Below are 16,442 nucleotides of genomic sequence, written 5' to 3'. Positions count from 1 at the left end.
CGCTTCTACCCATCAGCGAATCCTCTCTCTCACTTAAAAAGAAAGGTTTTCAATTTATTTTTATATAAATCAACCTTCTATCACCAATCGGGCTTTTGCTGGATAACTCCTTTTTTAGATTTCACATATAAATTACGGCTATGAAGAAAAAGGAGATCTCCTCTCATTTTCTTCCTTTGTTTTAACATGGCATGGGGCTAAAAAAGGCCCTGACCGCTTCTATGCATGGGCGGATCCTCTCTCCCAACTAAAACGAAAGCTTTTATATTGATTTTTCTTTCATCATATAAATACTAATTTTTTAGATTCTTCTTATCATTATGGTAAAATATAAAACGAGAAGCACAGCATATTTTTATTTAGGGGGATCACACATGAATCAAGCAATCGGGAGAATCGAAGAACTTTCATTTTACAGTACATCACTTCAAGAAGAGATTACACTTCTCGTCTATTTACCAGTTAATTATACGCCGCTGCATAAGCACACAGTTGTCATTGCACAGGATGGAAGAGATTATTTTCAGCTTGGTAAAGCGCACCGTGTAATTGAACGTCTTCGTGAAAATGAAGAAATTGACCGAACTATTATTGTCGGTATTCCATATAAAAATGTACACGATCGTAAAGAAAAATACTTTCCAAACGATGTGAAAAACAGCGCCTATATTCGTTTCCTTGCCCACGAACTCGTTCCATATATCGATGAAAATTATCCAACATACCAAATGGGCAAAGGTCGTGTATTAATCGGAGATTCTCTAGGCGGTACAGTGTCCTTTATGACAGCACTTATGTATCCGCATACATTTGGCAAAGTCGTTATGCAGTCCCCATTTGTCGATGAAACAGTGCTTAGCCTTGCAAAAGGCTTTACAGAACCGCAAGCATTGGAAGTTTATCATGTAATTGGGACAGAAGAAACTGCTGTAAAAAGAACAGATGGACAAGTTTCTGATTTTGTAGAACCAAACCGTGAGCTGCATGCATTGCTGACAGAAAGAAACTTCATCACACATTACGAAGAATTTGAAGGAAATCATACTTGGAAATATTGGCAAACAGATTTGCCAAAAGCATTTTCTTATATTCTATCAATGAAATAATAAGAAGCAGTATTCAGAATTCTTTGATATAATAAAAAAAGAGATTTGTTTTCTCAAAATCTAACTAGACTTACAAAGGGAGGAATATAAAGATGAAACTAGGCATTGTAATTTTTCCATCAAAAATGATTCAAGATAAAGCAAACGGACTGCGTAAGCGTTATGATCCGCATTATGCATTAGTTCCGCCACATATCACATTAAAAGCACCCTTTGAGGCACCAGATGAGCAATTAGCAGAAATTGTACAAGAACTGCATACAATCGCAAACAAAACAAATCCGTTTACCCTTCACGTTGGAAAGGTAAGCTCATTCGCACCTGTTAATAATGTTCTTTATTTTAAAGTAGAAAAAACACCTGAACTTACATTATTAAATGAAGAAATGCATAAAGGATTCTTTACACAAGAGCGTGAATACGCATTCGTACCACATTTAACAATTGGACAAAATCTATCAGATGCAGAGCATGCTGATGTATTAGGTCGCTTACGTATGAAAGACTTTTATTACGAGCAACCAATCGACCGTTTCCACCTTCTATATCAATTAGAAAATGAAACATGGACAGTATACGAAACATTCCACCTTGGAAAGGAGAACAACTAATTTGCAAGCACAAATCGTACAAACAGACGAACAGCTAAGAGATGCATTCTCTGTACGTAAACAAGTTTTTGTTGAAGAACAACATGTGTCCGCTGAAGAAGAATACGATCAATTTGAAGAAATCTCTAAACACGTTGTTATATATGATGGGGATATTCCAGTCGGCGCAGGTCGCTTTCGTATTGTGGATGGCATCGGGAAAATGGAGCGTATATGTGTTCTCGCTTCTCATCGTAAAAAAGGTATCGGAAAAATCATTATGGACTCACTCGAAGCATATGCCAAGGAAGAGTCGCTACCAAAATTGAAGCTCCATGCGCAAACACATGCGGAATCCTTCTATAAAAAACTTGGATATGAAACTGCCTCTGATGTATTTATGGAGGCAGATATACCGCATGTTGTGATGATAAAAGAGTTATGATTTTCTAAACAGGAGGTAACCCCCTCCTGTTTTTTACATTGCTATTTTCTTTTTCTTCCGCTAAAGTTAAAAGTTGATGCTATAGTTTTGAAGGTGAATGTATGACTCAAGAAAAATTTTCGCAAAAAACATTAACGCACGCTAGCGCTCCTCAGGCCACGTATCATATTCCAAAAACTTCTGCCAATTTAATTGTCGAGAAGGATAACGATGCAGCTTATTTCCGCGCCCTAGAGCAGCAAGGCGTTTATTTAAATGAAAAACAATTAGAAGCAGTGCGAACAACAGAAGGTCCGGTTCTTACATTAGCGGGAGCTGGAAGCGGGAAAACATCTGTTTTAACAACGCGCGTTGGCTATTTAATCAATGTAAAAAATGTTCATCCACGCAACATTTTACTGCTTACGTTTACACAAAAAGCTGCTGAAGAAATTCGAAGCCGCGTAGCAAGCTTACCTGGGATGAACCGTGCCGCAAGCCAGTATGTTGTCGCAGGTACATTCCATTCCGTCTTTTTAAAATTGCTTCGTAGTCAAGGATATAACCAGCAGATTTTAGCAAATGAAAAACATAAACAAATTATGATAAAGAAAATCTTGAAAGAATTGCGTTTAAAAGATGATTATGACGCAGAAACAATGCTCGCCATGATTTCACTCGAAAAAAATAAGTTAAATCGTCCAAAAGATGTACAAGCAAAAACACCAGTGGAACAAGAATTTCGTGAAGTGTATGAACGTTATGAAGATGTAAAACAAAGATATGGATATATAGACTTTGATGATATCTTACTAGAAACATTCTACATGCTTGAAAACAACGCACCTTTATTAACGCAATTACAAAATAGATTCCATTACATCGAAGTCGATGAATTTCAAGATACGTCGTATGCACAATATGAGATTGTAAAACTGTTAGCTTCGCCGCGAAATAATTTATTTATCGCAGGTGATGACGATCAAGCCATATACGGCTGGCGCGGTGCAAGCCATCAAATTATCTTATCCTTTCCAAAAGAATTTGAAGATACAACCATTATTGCTTTAAATACAAATTATCGTTCGAATCCATTTATCGTTGGACTTGGAAACGAAGTCATTAAACTGAATCAAGAACGTTTTAAAAAAGAATTATATTCCGTTCATGAAGAAGGAGTGCAGCCATTTTATGCACGCCCTGCCACTACTCTTGATGAAGCAAATCAAATTCTACAACTCATCCAAGATAAAGTAGCAAGCGGCGAACGATCATACAAAGACTTTTGTTTGTTGTATCGTACACACTCTGTCAGCCGTTCTTTACTCGATCAGCTAACGATTCATAAAGTTCCTTTTATTAAACACGGCGCAAGTCAATCATTCTATGAACATTCTTTAATTAAACCAGTACTCGATCAGCTGCGCCTAGCGTATGAACCGTTTCGAATCGAATCGCTTTCAAGCATATTACCAACGATGTATATCGGCCGTGATGAATGCATCTCATTTATCGAGCGTGAACAGTGGAAATACGGTGAAGGAAGATTCCCTTCCCTCCTTCATTTTCTCTTGCTGAATCCGAGTTTAAAACCATTTCAAGTCAAAAAAATAAACGAACGAATTGACTTCATTAAATTTATTAAAGAATTGGAACCAAAAAAAGCACTAAAAGAGATTATTAAGGGGAAAGGAAAATACTTAGAGTACTTACAAAGCAATGACCGTTCTTCCTTTACGATGCATAAAGACATACAAGAAGAAATGCTCGAAGAACTAATGGAATCAGCAAATCGCTTTACAGATATCCCTGCTTATTTAGAATTTGTCAGCACAGCGATTCAAAGCCAAAAAGAAATGGAAGCATTAAAAACAATGCAAGAAAAAGATGCCGTTTCCCTTATGTCCATTCATAACGCAAAAGGATTGGAATTTCCATGTGTCTTTTTACTTGGCGCAAGCGACGGCATACTCCCTCATTCTTCTTCTTTAAAAGATGCAAATGACCGTGTGACTGACACTTCTGAAGCGTTAGAGGAAGAACGACGTTTGCTCTATGTCGCTATTACTCGCGCAAAAGAAGAGCTTTACATCTCCTCTCCGCAATTTTTTAGAGGGAAAAAATTAGATGTATCGAGATTTTTATATATTGCTCGAAAAGATTTACCGAAGAAGTCAGCGCCTTAACATCATATGGTGCTGACTTCTTTGTATCTTTCTCAAACAATACCGGGACCCAGCTAAAAGAAATAAGCTTTGTCTCTCGTAATATCAACTCTTCTCGACTCATATTCTATATAGCATAGACTTAAACAGTAAGGAGTGAATCATATGGGCTGCAACTGTAACAATACACATGATTCAGATTATGATGCAGGTTGTGTATGTAACGTTGTTTCATTTATACATGAATTACAAGAATGTGCATCAACTCCCCCTTCATTATATTATGACATTCCCTTCCTTGATCCCCATTATGAGACAAAAACCGCAAACACAAGACCTTTTGTTTTGTTCACAAAATCCGGAAATCCTTTCGAAGCATATGTACCTAGTATAACTACAAACTGTAAATCAGCCATTTTCCGCGTCGAAAATATAGACGACTCTTGCTACGCTGTACTTCAACCATTGATTGTTGTCGCAAATCGGGGAGAAGGCTCTAATTTAAACCCTATTTGTACGTATCTAACTAGACCAGATGCTGCATTACACGCAACCTCTTCTTATATCACTGTTGATTTAACTTGCTTCTGCGGTATTCAATGTTTACGTGATATATATATTCCAAACTGCTGATTGAGGTTTCCTCCTTTCTAATTATTAACAATCTTCTATCCATACACCCTCCAAATATTTAAGTACAAATCTCTTCTCCATAAATATCTTATAGAACAACATTACAAATGATTCAATAGCCCCCTAACGTTTGAAAATGGTTATGACTCCCCTTTTCTTCACTCCTCCTCTACTAAATATAATATTTGTATACAAAACAAAAACACTCACGATAACATGAGTGTTTACTCAACCTCGACCGTGTTGATCTGGCAAGATTTGTTTCTTTCCGCTACAATTACAGTTTTTCTTTTTCACATATCCTTGTTGTTCTAGCAGCTGATGCTGCTCTAGTTGCTTTTGTGCTTGTTGATTCTTCATATGCTGCTGCATTTGATGCCAATATTGAATGTTATGATATGGGTCCGGTTGCTGATAGTTTGTCATCGCAAACATCTCCTCAATTTTTTTACGCTCGATTTACTATATGAACAATCCCTCTGTTTCGTTCCCTCATTTCTTATTCTTCCATCAAACGACTAACAATCGTCTCAATAGTTGCTGCGACACCCGCAACCGCTAATAATAATATAATTGGCTCCATTATTTTTGGAATCCAATTATGACATAACAATAAAAATGCACTCGCCCATATCCCTGTACACCAATAACAACTTAACAATTCCCCTATCCATTTTCTTAATCCTGTTCCTTTAATTTTCATATAGGTGGAAATATTTCCATCAGGTTCTGTAATTTGTACCTCTTCAATAAAAGGCGCCCGTAAGAATGATGTAATTTTATCAAACACAATAAGCCGTGTTAACCGAAAGGCAGCACATGCAAAAATAAAGAACACAAGCCAACTTGTAAATAACATTTTCCTCTCCTACCTTTACATTACTTTTACCCATAAAAAAAAAACTCAGTAAGAGGAGTAACCGATTTACCCCCGCTTCAATATCCTATTAATGTAAATCAAAACTCAATGATAAGGAGTGTAAAATATGAGCTGCAATGATGACAAAAAGCATCGTCATGATGCCAATTGTGTATGTGACGTCGTAAATTTTATCAACGAACTACAAGACGTACAACTTGATGGTTGCCCAACTGGTTGCGAAAACCCAATTTTAGGCGCAAACTGCGGTGGTACTTCCCCAATAGCCAACACTCGCCCTGTTGCAGTATTTAACAAAAAAGGTGACATTTTTCTACCAGCAAGCTGTTTTAACATTATTAATACAGGATCTATAACAGCTGATGCTTTTGAACTGCCTATCCCTATCCCTTCTCCATTTTTACGCGTAGAAAGTGTAGATTGCGATTGTTGTGCAGTCTTTAGAGTATTAACACCAGATGTTTCAAACCTTAGCCCTGGTGCATTAGATGATCTTATAAGAGAATTATCACTATTCTTACCAACTTCAGGACTTCCAGTAACACAGGCTGATTTCCAAGCAATCGCAAGAACTTTAATTTGTAAATATCAAAACGGCATTACGTTCAGAGATACTGGCGGAGGTTCAGGAGTTGCTCCTAGACTAACAACAGAATTCTTTGGTTTAGCATCTACTAACTTCTGTATTACAGTTGACTTACGATGCTTCTGTGCAATTCAATGTTTCCGTGACACTTTCGTTAGCAGAGTGTAATTTTATTGTAAAACCAAAAAACTATGAGGTGACAGAGTATCTGTCACCTTTATATATTTATTTGTTTCTATAAACCCATCATTTTAATGTGAACGATATCTTCGAATTTAACTTTAACTTCTTTTGTTTTCTCCATCATTTTGATTCCTACATATCCTTCTTTATAAGAAAGTACATATCCCGTCAAATTTTTTTCTACTGTGTTAATTTGACACTTTACTTTCGGAATATATTTAGGCTGATGTATTAAATAGTAGATTTTTTCTTCATTATTCATTTCCTTGAAGGGTTTTCTTTTTCGCACTCCTTTGGGTAAGCCAGCTTCCTGACCTTTTCCCTTATCTAACGCTTGCCCTTCAAATACTTTATTCTCTTTTACAGCTATTACTTCTGTTTCTGGTGAATTCTCCTCCCCTTGCAGTTCTTGAGTAATTTCCGCTTCTTCCTTTATGTTTATTGCCTCTTCCTTTACTTCCTCAATGACTTCAGCTTCTGCTTTCACATCCGCTTCTTTCTTTACTTCTTCAATGACTTTAGCTTCTGCTTTCACATCCGCTTCTTCCTTTACTTCTTCAATGACTTTAGCTTCTACTTTCGCATCCGCTTCTTCCTTTATGTTTAGTGCCTCTTTCTTTACTTTTTCAATGACTTCAGCTTCTGCTTTCGCATCCACTTCTTCCTTTATGTTTATTACCTCTTTCTTTACTTTTTCAATGACTTTAGCTTCTGCTTTCGCATCCGCTTCTTCCTTTACTTCTTCAATGACTTTAGCTTCTGCTTTCACATCCGCTTCTTCCTTTACTTCTTCAATGACTTTAGCTTCTGCTTTCACATCCGCTTCTTCCTTTACTTCTTCAATGGCTTTAGCTTCTGCTTTCACATCCACTTCTTTCTTTATGTTTATTATTTCTTCCTTAGTATCTATTTCCTCTTCCCGTGCAGATTCTACTTGTTTTTCCGGCTTTATAACAAATGTCTTCTGCATGTTCAATTTAGCCTCATCAAATGTAGGTTGTGAAATATATATGATCGACCGCTTATCTTTTTTGTTGCTCGGTTTCCGCTTCAAATCCTTTCCCTCCTGTTCTTACAAACTCCTACTGTTAGATATATATTCAGCGGGTACGGAAATTTGCGTTCTTTTTTTGTATACAGACATAATATACAGTTTCATATACCTTCTAAAATATATATTATTTATGAACTCACTTATCATATTTGGTAATATTATAAATCTTAAAATATAACACTTCCCTACACGATTATCATTGAAATAACCACTCTAAAAAAAGCAACCTTTTCGCACTTATATAATAAATAGAAAAAGAAATAACCGTTCAATAAAGTGAAACTTTCATCAGTGGGTGTCTTCTTCATCCCCACTAACGGTCAGTCCGACCAGTCAGACTTTTATCGGCAGTTATTGCCCACAAATAGCGGGATAAATTACATTTGTTATTTACAGTTTGAATTTTCAGATTAAAATATATTAGACATCTCCACCATTCAAAAAAAAATAGGAATTTGTCCATTTCAAATTTGTACCTACTTGCATTAAATATAATGTACTCTATAAGAAAAGAAGGTGAATATATGTTTAATCATTGTGGATCAAATCATCATGCTTTCCGGTCTCCGGACGCTGTTCCATGCCCTACTCCTGGTCCTATCTCTGTTCCTTTTCCTGGCCCTGCCGGTGACCAGAGTGCTTTTGCAGTCCAGGATGGTACAGTACCTCAAGTAATCACACTAGCTGCACTACCATTAATAGGAATTAATAGAGTCGCAATCGCTTTTGACCGATTCTTACCTCCTCTTCCAAATGCAATTTCTGTAGTACCAGCAACTCCTACCCCACCAGGATTAACTGGAACACTCGTACCACCACCAGGTGCCTTTACCGGAGTAGGGGTAACTACAACAGGTATATTCGATATCACTGCAGGACTTTCAATAATTGGTGCCAGCGCAACTATACTTGGCGCTCTTACTGCTCAAGTTGTCAGATTTCCAGGAGGAGTTGGCTCTGATACTCCACAGGTTATTGCTACAATTCCTCTAAACCCGACATTAAGTATTGCAGCACTCATTGCACTGCCATTACTAAGAGGCACAATCCGTGTCCCTGATGTACCGTTAAACGCTGGTGATGTAGTTCAAATTCAGCTTGTCCAAACTGCTGCTCTTGCTGCTACAGTAGCTGCTGTCACTTATGCATTCTTAGAAATTGAATAGTATTTACTCCCGCACAAAAATAGCAATGTATAGAGAATCTTCTATACATTGCTTTCTCTTTTACTACAAAATATAATATTTAAAATGTACATAAATGTCCTCACCTATAATGTCTCTATATCAATTCTATATACTATCATTCCCCATTCAGCTCTTTTTCAGGAAAAACTATGCTAAGTAGTTCTAAGATTCTATGTGAAAAAGTGTGCTCATTTTGAACCCTGTTTAAAGCCCTTGCCGCTATCATTTTTCTTTCTTCTTCATTACTCAAATAATATTCTATCTTTTGTATACATTCCTGAGTTGTACAATATGTTTCAATATCATAGCCAGGTTGATAAAATCCACTTAAATCTGGGCGAATATCAGTTAGTTGAAAAGCCCCGCAAGCAGATATTTCAAATGTTCGAGGATTAAGAGATAATGCTTCTATCTTCTCGCGATTTTTATTAATAGTTGGATCATCGTGTGAACGATGTAGATTGAGCACAATTTTCGCTCCATTGTAGTAACTCGCGGTTTCTTCAGGAGACAGCCAATGATTTGCATTGATTCTTTGCTGCAGCAAATGATAATTCTGTAAACTGTTCCATCCGACGCCAGAAATTAGCGTGTTTTTACTTACCAAATAGTCGGAAATTTCATCAAAAAATGTTACACGATTTGAAAATGCAACTCCAATAAACAAAATATCTGTTTTATATTTTTCATCAACATTTTTCGGATAAAATACATTATGGTCTGCAGCAAGGGGTAAATGATGAACATTTTGACAACCTATCGATTTATAAAAAGAAATACAATTGACTTCTTGTGTAAAAACAAAATCGTAATAAGGTGCGATTTTTTTACTCTGATCTATAACATACGGATCATCTGTCATCCAGACGGCTGTTTTTATACCAAGCCTCTTCAACATTTCTACTTGATAAAAAGGCAGCTTAAACCCACTAAAAACAAGTACAAAATCTGGTTTTATTTTTTGTACAACTCGCACTAAATCCTGCTTTGGTGATACTACATGTAATTCCCGAACAGTTTTTTTTAGACTATCAATAATTCCCTTTTCTAATGGCCAATATGGTACATCGTATTCAGAGGATACGAATATGACTCTGAGATTTTTGAAGTTTTCCTGTATACATAGAGGGTTTTGGGTAACTTGAGAAGGATTAGGATATTCATTGTTTTCTTTCATCCATTTCACTCCATCCCTTTTTTATTCATAGTAATTACTAGAATAAGAATTTTGACACGAAACGGGAGAGAAAAGTATTACGCTCATTTAATAGATCAATTACAACTTCAATCAACATAGAATTATTAATTTCTAAATATCATATGTACTGAAAATTCTTTATTATCTATTTACTTATCGAATACCTCCTGCACTTATTCATCCATGTTAATATATTCCATAATCTGTTGTAATAGAACCAAAATAAAATGAATTATTTCCCCTTTATTTAAAGCATCGTGATATTTTAATTTATAATCCTAGCTTTTTCTATTAATAAACGATACAAACCTTTAGTATTCAGCCTCCATATTTCTCTTTCTTATAATCGTTTAACGAAAATCATAATTACCTTACCGAATCTCTAGGGTATGTATTGGTTCTGGAATAAATTGAAAACAAGGTATATATTTAGGGAACAATCTCCATTCTCTTGAATACGTTATACATATAAATAATCTTTACTCTGCCATAGATACTTATAATTATTCTGATTACAAAGGTATAATCAGCCGTTGACTCTCTATATTTAGTACATGAACCTGAAACTTGTATTTACCACTTGGTTCTATTTTCTCTCTACTACTAATCAAAACGATTTAAATCTACACTGACATGATTTAATCGCTTACTACTGTTACCGTTAATTTCTTAAAACAACTTAATTTTACTTAATATGAAGTGTAAACCTTACCGATAATTCTTTCATAACATATGAATGTGATGAATTATTCAATAACCTCCATTCACCTTAACTATGATCATCTATACAATTAAACAATTGACCTCCCTATAAATTGGAATATATCCCTAATCTATAAGTTAAAAAATTTTATAGGAGTTGATTTATTTGGAAAAAGCTATTTTAAATTTGCCTTTTGATCAAAAGTCATTTGTATTTTACGGAAATGAACAAGATAAGAGTATATTCCAAGCTGTAAAGCAACATGGATACTACGAAGTTCATATAATGAATCACTTAAAAAGGATTATTAAGCCCAACAGCATTTGTCTAGATGTCGGTGCGAATATTGGGCTAACTTCTCTTGCATTAAGTTATTTAGCAAAAGATGGATTAGTTTATTCCTTTGAACCATCTAGCATTAACTTTTCTTATTTGATGCAGACGATACAAGAAAATCAAATTAAAAACATTTTGCCAATCAATTTAGGAGTATACGATAAAAATACAAATATCGAGTTTTTTAACAACAGTGACGGTGGAGGTTGGTCATTTGTGTTTGAGGAACCAGGGATTGCTGTAACGCCAAATCAAGTTATCACCTGTGTTAGATTAGATGATTGGATACCAGCTGCTGAAATTACAAATGTCGATTTTATAAAAATGGATATTGAAGGTTCTGAAACTAAGGCGTTACAAGGTGCTTTAAATACAATCAATAAATGGAAACCAGATTTAATAGTAGAATTTAATCCATTATCTATTTCTTCGATTGGAGGCTTTGATCCATCGGAATTGTTTGAGCTGCTAAAGTCAATATATCCTAAAATTTATCATATCAATCACTTTACTACAGCAGTAGTACAAGTGGCTGACTATTCTCATCTCCGAGAATTAATAAAACCAACTATTTGGGGTGATTTGTACTGCACGTTTAACTAACTATCCTAAAAACAAAAATTACTTCCAAAAAATAATGCTATATTAAAGATTATGTGTATCTGTTAATTTGGATACCTATGGACATATAACCATAAAAAAGCTTGTAAAACGTGTCATTCAGCGTAATACAAGCTTTATATATTTTTTCTTTGGCAAAGAATACCCTCAACATACCTACCTTATTTATATTCTTCCATCACATAGTATTTAATAGTTATTCCTATTTATATAGAATATTGAGATGCATGAACACATTATTTTCACTGTCATTTTTTAGTTATTCCGCATACTATAAACAACGAAAAGAATGCACCTTGGAGTTGATAACATGAAAAAAGCATTAATTACCGGTATTACAGGGCAAGATGGCTCTTATCTCGCCGAGTTATTAATAAGTAAAGGTTATCGAGTGTACGGTTTGAAAAGAAGAACATCCACACCGAACTACAACAATATTTCAAACATTTTAGATGAAATTGAACTTATCCCTGGAGATTTATCAGATTTGTCTTCCTTAATTCATGCAGTAAAAATTGCAGAGCCAGATGAAGTGTATAACTTAGCCGCTCAATCATTTGTAGGAGACTCTTGGACACAATCTATTTATACGAGCAATGTAACAGCACTCGGTGTCATAAACATGCTAGAAGCAGTACGCTTAATAAAACCAGATGCCCGCTTTTATCAAGCTTCAAGCAGTGAAATGTTTGGAAAAGTGGCCGAAACTCCTCAAACGGAGCAAACCCCTTTTTATCCAAGAAGTCCATACGGTGTTGCAAAAGTATATGGTCATTGGATTACAGTAAATTATCGTGAAAGCTATAATATGTTTACTTGTTCAGGAATTTTATTTAATCACGAATCACCAAGACGTGGATTAGAATTTGTAACACGTAAAATAACAGACGGGGTAGCTAAGATAAAACTAGGATTACAAAATGAACTACGTTTAGGAAATTTAGATGCAAAACGTGACTGGGGATTTGCTGGTGATTATGTGGAAGCAATGTGGCTTATGTTACAAAATGAAAGTCCGGATGATTATATTGTAGCTACGGGGGAAACACATACCGTACAAGAATTTGTTGAAATAGCATTTGAGTATGCAGGACTAAATTGGAAGGATTATGTTGTTCAAGATGAAAAATTTATGCGTCCGGCTGAGGTTGATCTATTACTCGGTTCTCCAAATAAAGCAAAGGAACAATTAAATTGGAAACCAAAGGTATCCTTTAAACAGTTAGTAACAATGATGGTAGATCATGATTTAGAAATAAATCGTGTGCTAAAATGATAGCTTTAATAACAGGAATTACAGGGTTTGTCGGTCACCACCTGCAAAACAGACTAATAGCGGAAGGAGCTGAAGTCTATGGAACTTCAAGGCAATCAAATTTATATAAACATACTTATCAGTTAGATTTACAAGAGCAAGATGAAATTGTAAGTTTATTAAAAAAAATTTCACCAACTCATATATTTCATTTAGCAGGAATGAGCAATGTAAGAGACTCCTGGGTGAATGTTTCTAAGACAATTGAAGCCAATACCCTTGGAACTATTAACCTATTAGAAGCAGTCAAAAAACTAGATAAAGAAATAAGAGTAATCACTATTGGCTCTTCAGAAGAATACGGAAAAGCTACTCTTGGTATACATGATACCATCTCTGAAACAACATTACTAAACCCACTAAGCCCTTATGGAACGAGTAAAGCAGCTGTTAGTATGCTAGTAAAACAATATTATAAAGGCTTTGGTTTAGATGTTATACATGTTAGACCCTTTAACCATATTGGCCCTGGGCAAAAACTAGGCTTTGTTACATCTGATTTTGCTCATCAGATTGCCTTAATAAACAACAATACCAACCATAATAAAATAAAAGTTGGTAATTTAGAATCTTTTCGGGATTTTACAGATGTGCGAGATATTGTTAGGGCATACTATATGCTTGCTTTAAAAGGATATGCGGGAGAAATTTATAATGTTTGTTCTGGAATAAGTACATCCATTCAAGAAATATTAAATATTTTGCTATCTTTTTCAAATAAAAAGATAGCTATAGAAACTGACCCTAATAAAATGAGACCTTCTGATATTCCATATTTTATTGGCGATTACACAAAAATAAAAAATTTAACTAAATGGGAGCCTAAAATTTCTATACACCACTCCCTTCAAGATATTTATCAATATTGGTTATCAGTTTAATAGCGATTCGCATGTGCAAGCCCTCATTTACTTTACATCTACCTATAAAACAAAAATGTAAAGATTTAATATAAACAAACTTAATCCATACACTTTGCAATTACGTATACCGTAATTCATGTAAAAAACATCCCGTTCCTTATCATGCAGAGGTTCGGGATGTTTTTTCATTTATCTTTTTGAATAATCAACCCAATGGAAGTAGATACATATTGTGCCAATTGTAACCGTAAGTGCGGATCTTGCTTATACGGCGGAATATCCACATATGATTCGATGTTTCCTGATCCTATGCTATAGTCAATATCAACTAAATGCCCCTCAGCTCTTAAAGCAGCTACCATTTGCTCTATGTCCTTCTTCCGAAAAATGACGGTTATACCAGATTCTATTGTATCGTCATTTGAACTAAGGTTGTATTCTGTTGTATGAATAGCCACTCCCCCAGGCTTAAGGCATTTCATCTGATTGAGGATAAATTGAAAACCCAGTTCAATTGAGCCACAATGCTCAAAACTACAGGAAGACCATGTAAAATCATATAAGTCGTTTAAATGATCTGGAATACAATTCATATCTACAGTTTCAAAACTCGCTAAATGCCTGAGTGTATTAGGGTCGCACAACTCATACTGACAAAGGTCCATAATTTGCTGCGAATGCTGATTCGTATCAACCCACCCTTGAACAACAGCTTGACTATAATCCAAATCTGTTGCTGTAATGTAACATCCATGAAAGGCAAATAAAGAGGCCAGTGGTTCTTTTCCTACTCCAAAACCTAAACCTTTTTTAAATGGGATAAGCATATTTCTTTCAAGCAGCGCCTGATAGATATAACACCACTCCCACAATTTCCGGTGATAAATCGTATTATTGAAAGGTAACGGCATTTGTTCCATATAAAGAAAGAAAGGCTCCCTTAGTTTTGTTAAAGCTTTCGTAAACCATGACTCGTTATAATCAGACTCACCTACTATTTTAGACTTTAACATCGCTCACTTCTCCTTGAAGTTTTATCTTATTCTATTTCCAGATACCTAAATCTAAAGCGCACCTTATTTGAAAAATAAGAATAACCCGCAAAGCATAATTATATTTTAACCCACCTCTTAAACTTTGTTTTATGCTAATTGTTCCTTAGTAATAATCTATTGATTCTATACTTTTTAATCAAACATATAAAAATTTTATGGATTATGGGAAAAGAACGTAGTAACTTTTTATTTTTGGTTCATCTTTTCATACCCTTCTAACGTATGTTTCGCAACATATGGCCATTGAAATTTAGCTGACTGTAGAAGACCTTTATCTCTAAGTGAAGTGCGTAATTCTGGATTTTCTATTAAATCAATTAAACCTTTACTGATCTCATCAATATTGTAAGGATCAACTAGGTAGGCAGCATCCCCAGAAACTTCACTAAGCGAGGATGTGTTTGAAGTAAGGACTGGTGTGCCACAGGCCATTGCCTCTATCACCGGAAAGCCAAGTCCCTCATAGAAAGAAGGAAATGCTACTATTTCAGCTCCATTATATAATTTGACTAAATCTTCATCTGAGACATAACCAGTAAAAATGACATCATCGAAAACAGAGGCTGTCATTCCAGAATTTAAAAGTTGCTGTTTATCCGAATACACAATTACAAGTTGAATCGAATTGTTTAATGCTATCTTGGCTCTGGTAAACCCTTCAACTAAACCATTAAGATTTTTACGGAAATCTGCACCTCCAATATTCATAATATACGGCTTAGAAATCCCATATTTCATAGCAAAATAGGATTGATTTACTGTAGGATTGATTTTAAATTGTTCATCGATCCCTCCCATAATAACTTTAATCATATTAGGATCAATCTTCAAAAGACGTATAGCATCTGTCTTAGTCGTTTCAGAAATGGCATACAGAAGATCACAAGAACAAATAAAACTTGTTACTTGGTTATAGATTGCTTGCATCCCAGGGGCAGAGAGATAGTAATTCGGATACAACATTGGAATTAAGTCATATACTGTCGCTACCACTTTTGTTGTCCCAAACCACTCTCTATGTAGAATACGATGAGTTTCAAGAGGATAGTATGGACTGAGTATATGGAAGACGTCTATTTTATTAACATCAATAAACCGCTGAAGTTCATCTTTTAAATAGGCGTCTTCTTTCGTATAGTCTGGATAAAAATAAAAGAAATGATGACTATCATTTAACATAATAATGTGCTGAATTATATTTTTTGAATAACGTCCAATTCCCCGATTCATAATTTCTTCTTTGACAAAAGACATATCAAATGCAATATTCAATTTCAACACCCCCATTAAAAAACGTTATGATAGCCTCCATGATGAATTTTCATCTACTTCACTCAAAGTTAATCAACTTATGGATATGGAATTAAACTAATTATATGAGTAAATAGCTTACTTCATTCTACCTACATACTAAAAATGAATGTATAAGCTACCTTGACAATTCGAACCTTTTATTAACTTTGCTACACTACTTCACGATTGCCTTAATCAATAGATTTTAGATGTGTCGAGATTATTATTTTACAAAGAAAAAACTGGAAAG

16 protein-coding genes are annotated in these 16,442 nt (G+C 35.0%); 10 read left to right on the top strand and 6 right to left on the bottom strand.

Annotated features, from left to right (window positions below; genetic code table 11):
• The first annotated feature begins 374 nt into the window (after positions 1-374).
• The 5 genes from HRG09_RS03530 (at position 375) to HRG09_RS03510 (ending at position 4,918) form a co-directional block, all read left to right on the top strand.
• The gene (locus tag HRG09_RS03530; RefSeq protein WP_174099382.1) at positions 375-1,106 is read left to right on the top strand and encodes an alpha/beta hydrolase; all 732 of its coding nucleotides are present in this window, start codon (positions 375-377) and stop codon (positions 1,104-1,106) included.
• 92 nt (positions 1,107-1,198) lie between these two features.
• Positions 1,199-1,717: a YjcG family protein gene (locus tag HRG09_RS03525; RefSeq protein ID WP_174099381.1), complete on the top strand. Its 519-nt coding sequence runs from the start codon at positions 1,199-1,201 to the stop codon at positions 1,715-1,717.
• Position 1,718: 1 nt separating this feature from the next.
• A complete protein-coding gene (locus HRG09_RS03520) occupies positions 1,719-2,141 on the top strand; it encodes a GNAT family N-acetyltransferase (protein WP_174099380.1) in 423 nt (140 codons plus the stop codon).
• A gap of 101 nt (positions 2,142-2,242) precedes the next feature.
• Positions 2,243-4,306, top strand: coding sequence for an ATP-dependent helicase (locus HRG09_RS03515; protein ID WP_174099379.1), 2,064 nt, complete (start codon positions 2,243-2,245; stop codon positions 4,304-4,306).
• Positions 4,307-4,450: 144 nt separating this feature from the next.
• Positions 4,451-4,918 (top strand): CotY/CotZ family spore coat protein, encoded by a 468-nt coding sequence (locus HRG09_RS03510; protein WP_174099378.1) that lies wholly within the window; start codon positions 4,451-4,453, stop codon positions 4,916-4,918.
• Between the two features lie 228 nt (positions 4,919-5,146).
• Here the strand turns inward: HRG09_RS03510 and HRG09_RS03505 are convergent, their stop codons facing one another.
• Positions 5,147-5,353, bottom strand: a complete 207-nt coding sequence (locus tag HRG09_RS03505; RefSeq protein ID WP_174099377.1) for a cytochrome C oxidase subunit III — start codon at positions 5,351-5,353, stop codon at positions 5,147-5,149.
• 64 nt (positions 5,354-5,417) lie between these two features.
• Entirely contained in the window at positions 5,418-5,777 is a 360-nt protein-coding gene (locus HRG09_RS03500) for a DUF1360 domain-containing protein (protein ID WP_174099376.1), read from the bottom strand.
• A 127-nt stretch (positions 5,778-5,904) separates the two neighbouring features.
• Here HRG09_RS03500 and HRG09_RS03495 point away from each other — a divergent pair, with 127 nt between their 5' ends.
• Positions 5,905-6,552, top strand: coding sequence for a CotY/CotZ family spore coat protein (locus HRG09_RS03495; protein ID WP_174099375.1), 648 nt, complete (start codon positions 5,905-5,907; stop codon positions 6,550-6,552).
• 67 nt (positions 6,553-6,619) lie between these two features.
• Here the strand turns inward: HRG09_RS03495 and HRG09_RS03490 are convergent, their stop codons facing one another.
• Positions 6,620-7,621: a CotO family spore coat protein gene (locus HRG09_RS03490; protein ID WP_174099374.1), complete on the bottom strand. Its 1,002-nt coding sequence runs from the start codon at positions 7,619-7,621 to the stop codon at positions 6,620-6,622.
• 524 nt (positions 7,622-8,145) lie between these two features.
• On the opposite strand from HRG09_RS03490, the gene HRG09_RS03485 reads away from it, so the two are divergent.
• Positions 8,146-8,787: a hypothetical protein gene (locus HRG09_RS03485; protein WP_174099373.1), complete on the top strand. Its 642-nt coding sequence runs from the start codon at positions 8,146-8,148 to the stop codon at positions 8,785-8,787.
• A 136-nt stretch (positions 8,788-8,923) separates the two neighbouring features.
• On the opposite strand, the gene HRG09_RS03480 is transcribed toward HRG09_RS03485, so the two are convergent.
• Entirely contained in the window at positions 8,924-9,985 is a 1,062-nt protein-coding gene (locus tag HRG09_RS03480) for a CgeB family protein (protein WP_174099372.1), read from the bottom strand.
• An 889-nt stretch (positions 9,986-10,874) separates the two neighbouring features.
• Between HRG09_RS03480 and HRG09_RS03475 the strand changes: the two genes are divergently transcribed.
• The 3 genes from HRG09_RS03475 (at position 10,875) to HRG09_RS03465 (ending at position 13,862) form a co-directional block, all read left to right on the top strand.
• A complete protein-coding gene (locus tag HRG09_RS03475) occupies positions 10,875-11,648 on the top strand; it encodes an FkbM family methyltransferase (RefSeq protein WP_174099371.1) in 774 nt (257 codons plus the stop codon).
• 328 nt (positions 11,649-11,976) lie between these two features.
• Positions 11,977-12,942, top strand: a complete 966-nt coding sequence (gene gmd / locus HRG09_RS03470) for a GDP-mannose 4,6-dehydratase (RefSeq protein ID WP_174099370.1) — start codon at positions 11,977-11,979, stop codon at positions 12,940-12,942.
• Positions 12,939-13,862, top strand: a complete 924-nt coding sequence (locus HRG09_RS03465; protein WP_174099369.1) for a GDP-mannose 4,6-dehydratase — start codon at positions 12,939-12,941, stop codon at positions 13,860-13,862. The genes gmd and HRG09_RS03465 overlap by 4 nt, the downstream gene beginning before the upstream one ends.
• Positions 13,863-14,029: 167 nt before the next feature.
• Here the strand turns inward: HRG09_RS03465 and HRG09_RS03460 are convergent, their stop codons facing one another.
• Together HRG09_RS03460 and HRG09_RS03455 are read right to left on the bottom strand one after the other, a co-directional pair.
• Complete coding sequence (locus tag HRG09_RS03460) at positions 14,030-14,857, bottom strand: SAM-dependent methyltransferase (RefSeq protein WP_174099368.1); 828 nt, start codon at positions 14,855-14,857, stop codon at positions 14,030-14,032.
• A gap of 228 nt (positions 14,858-15,085) precedes the next feature.
• A complete protein-coding gene (locus tag HRG09_RS03455; protein ID WP_174099367.1) occupies positions 15,086-16,171 on the bottom strand; it encodes a glycosyltransferase family 4 protein in 1,086 nt (361 codons plus the stop codon).
• Positions 16,172-16,442 lie beyond the last annotated feature (271 nt).

The organism is Bacillus sp. Xin1, from assembly GCF_013314535.1.
Taxonomy (GTDB): domain Bacteria; phylum Bacillota; class Bacilli; order Bacillales; family Bacillaceae_G; genus Bacillus_A.
This window is presented reverse-complemented; position numbering and strand designations above follow the sequence as displayed.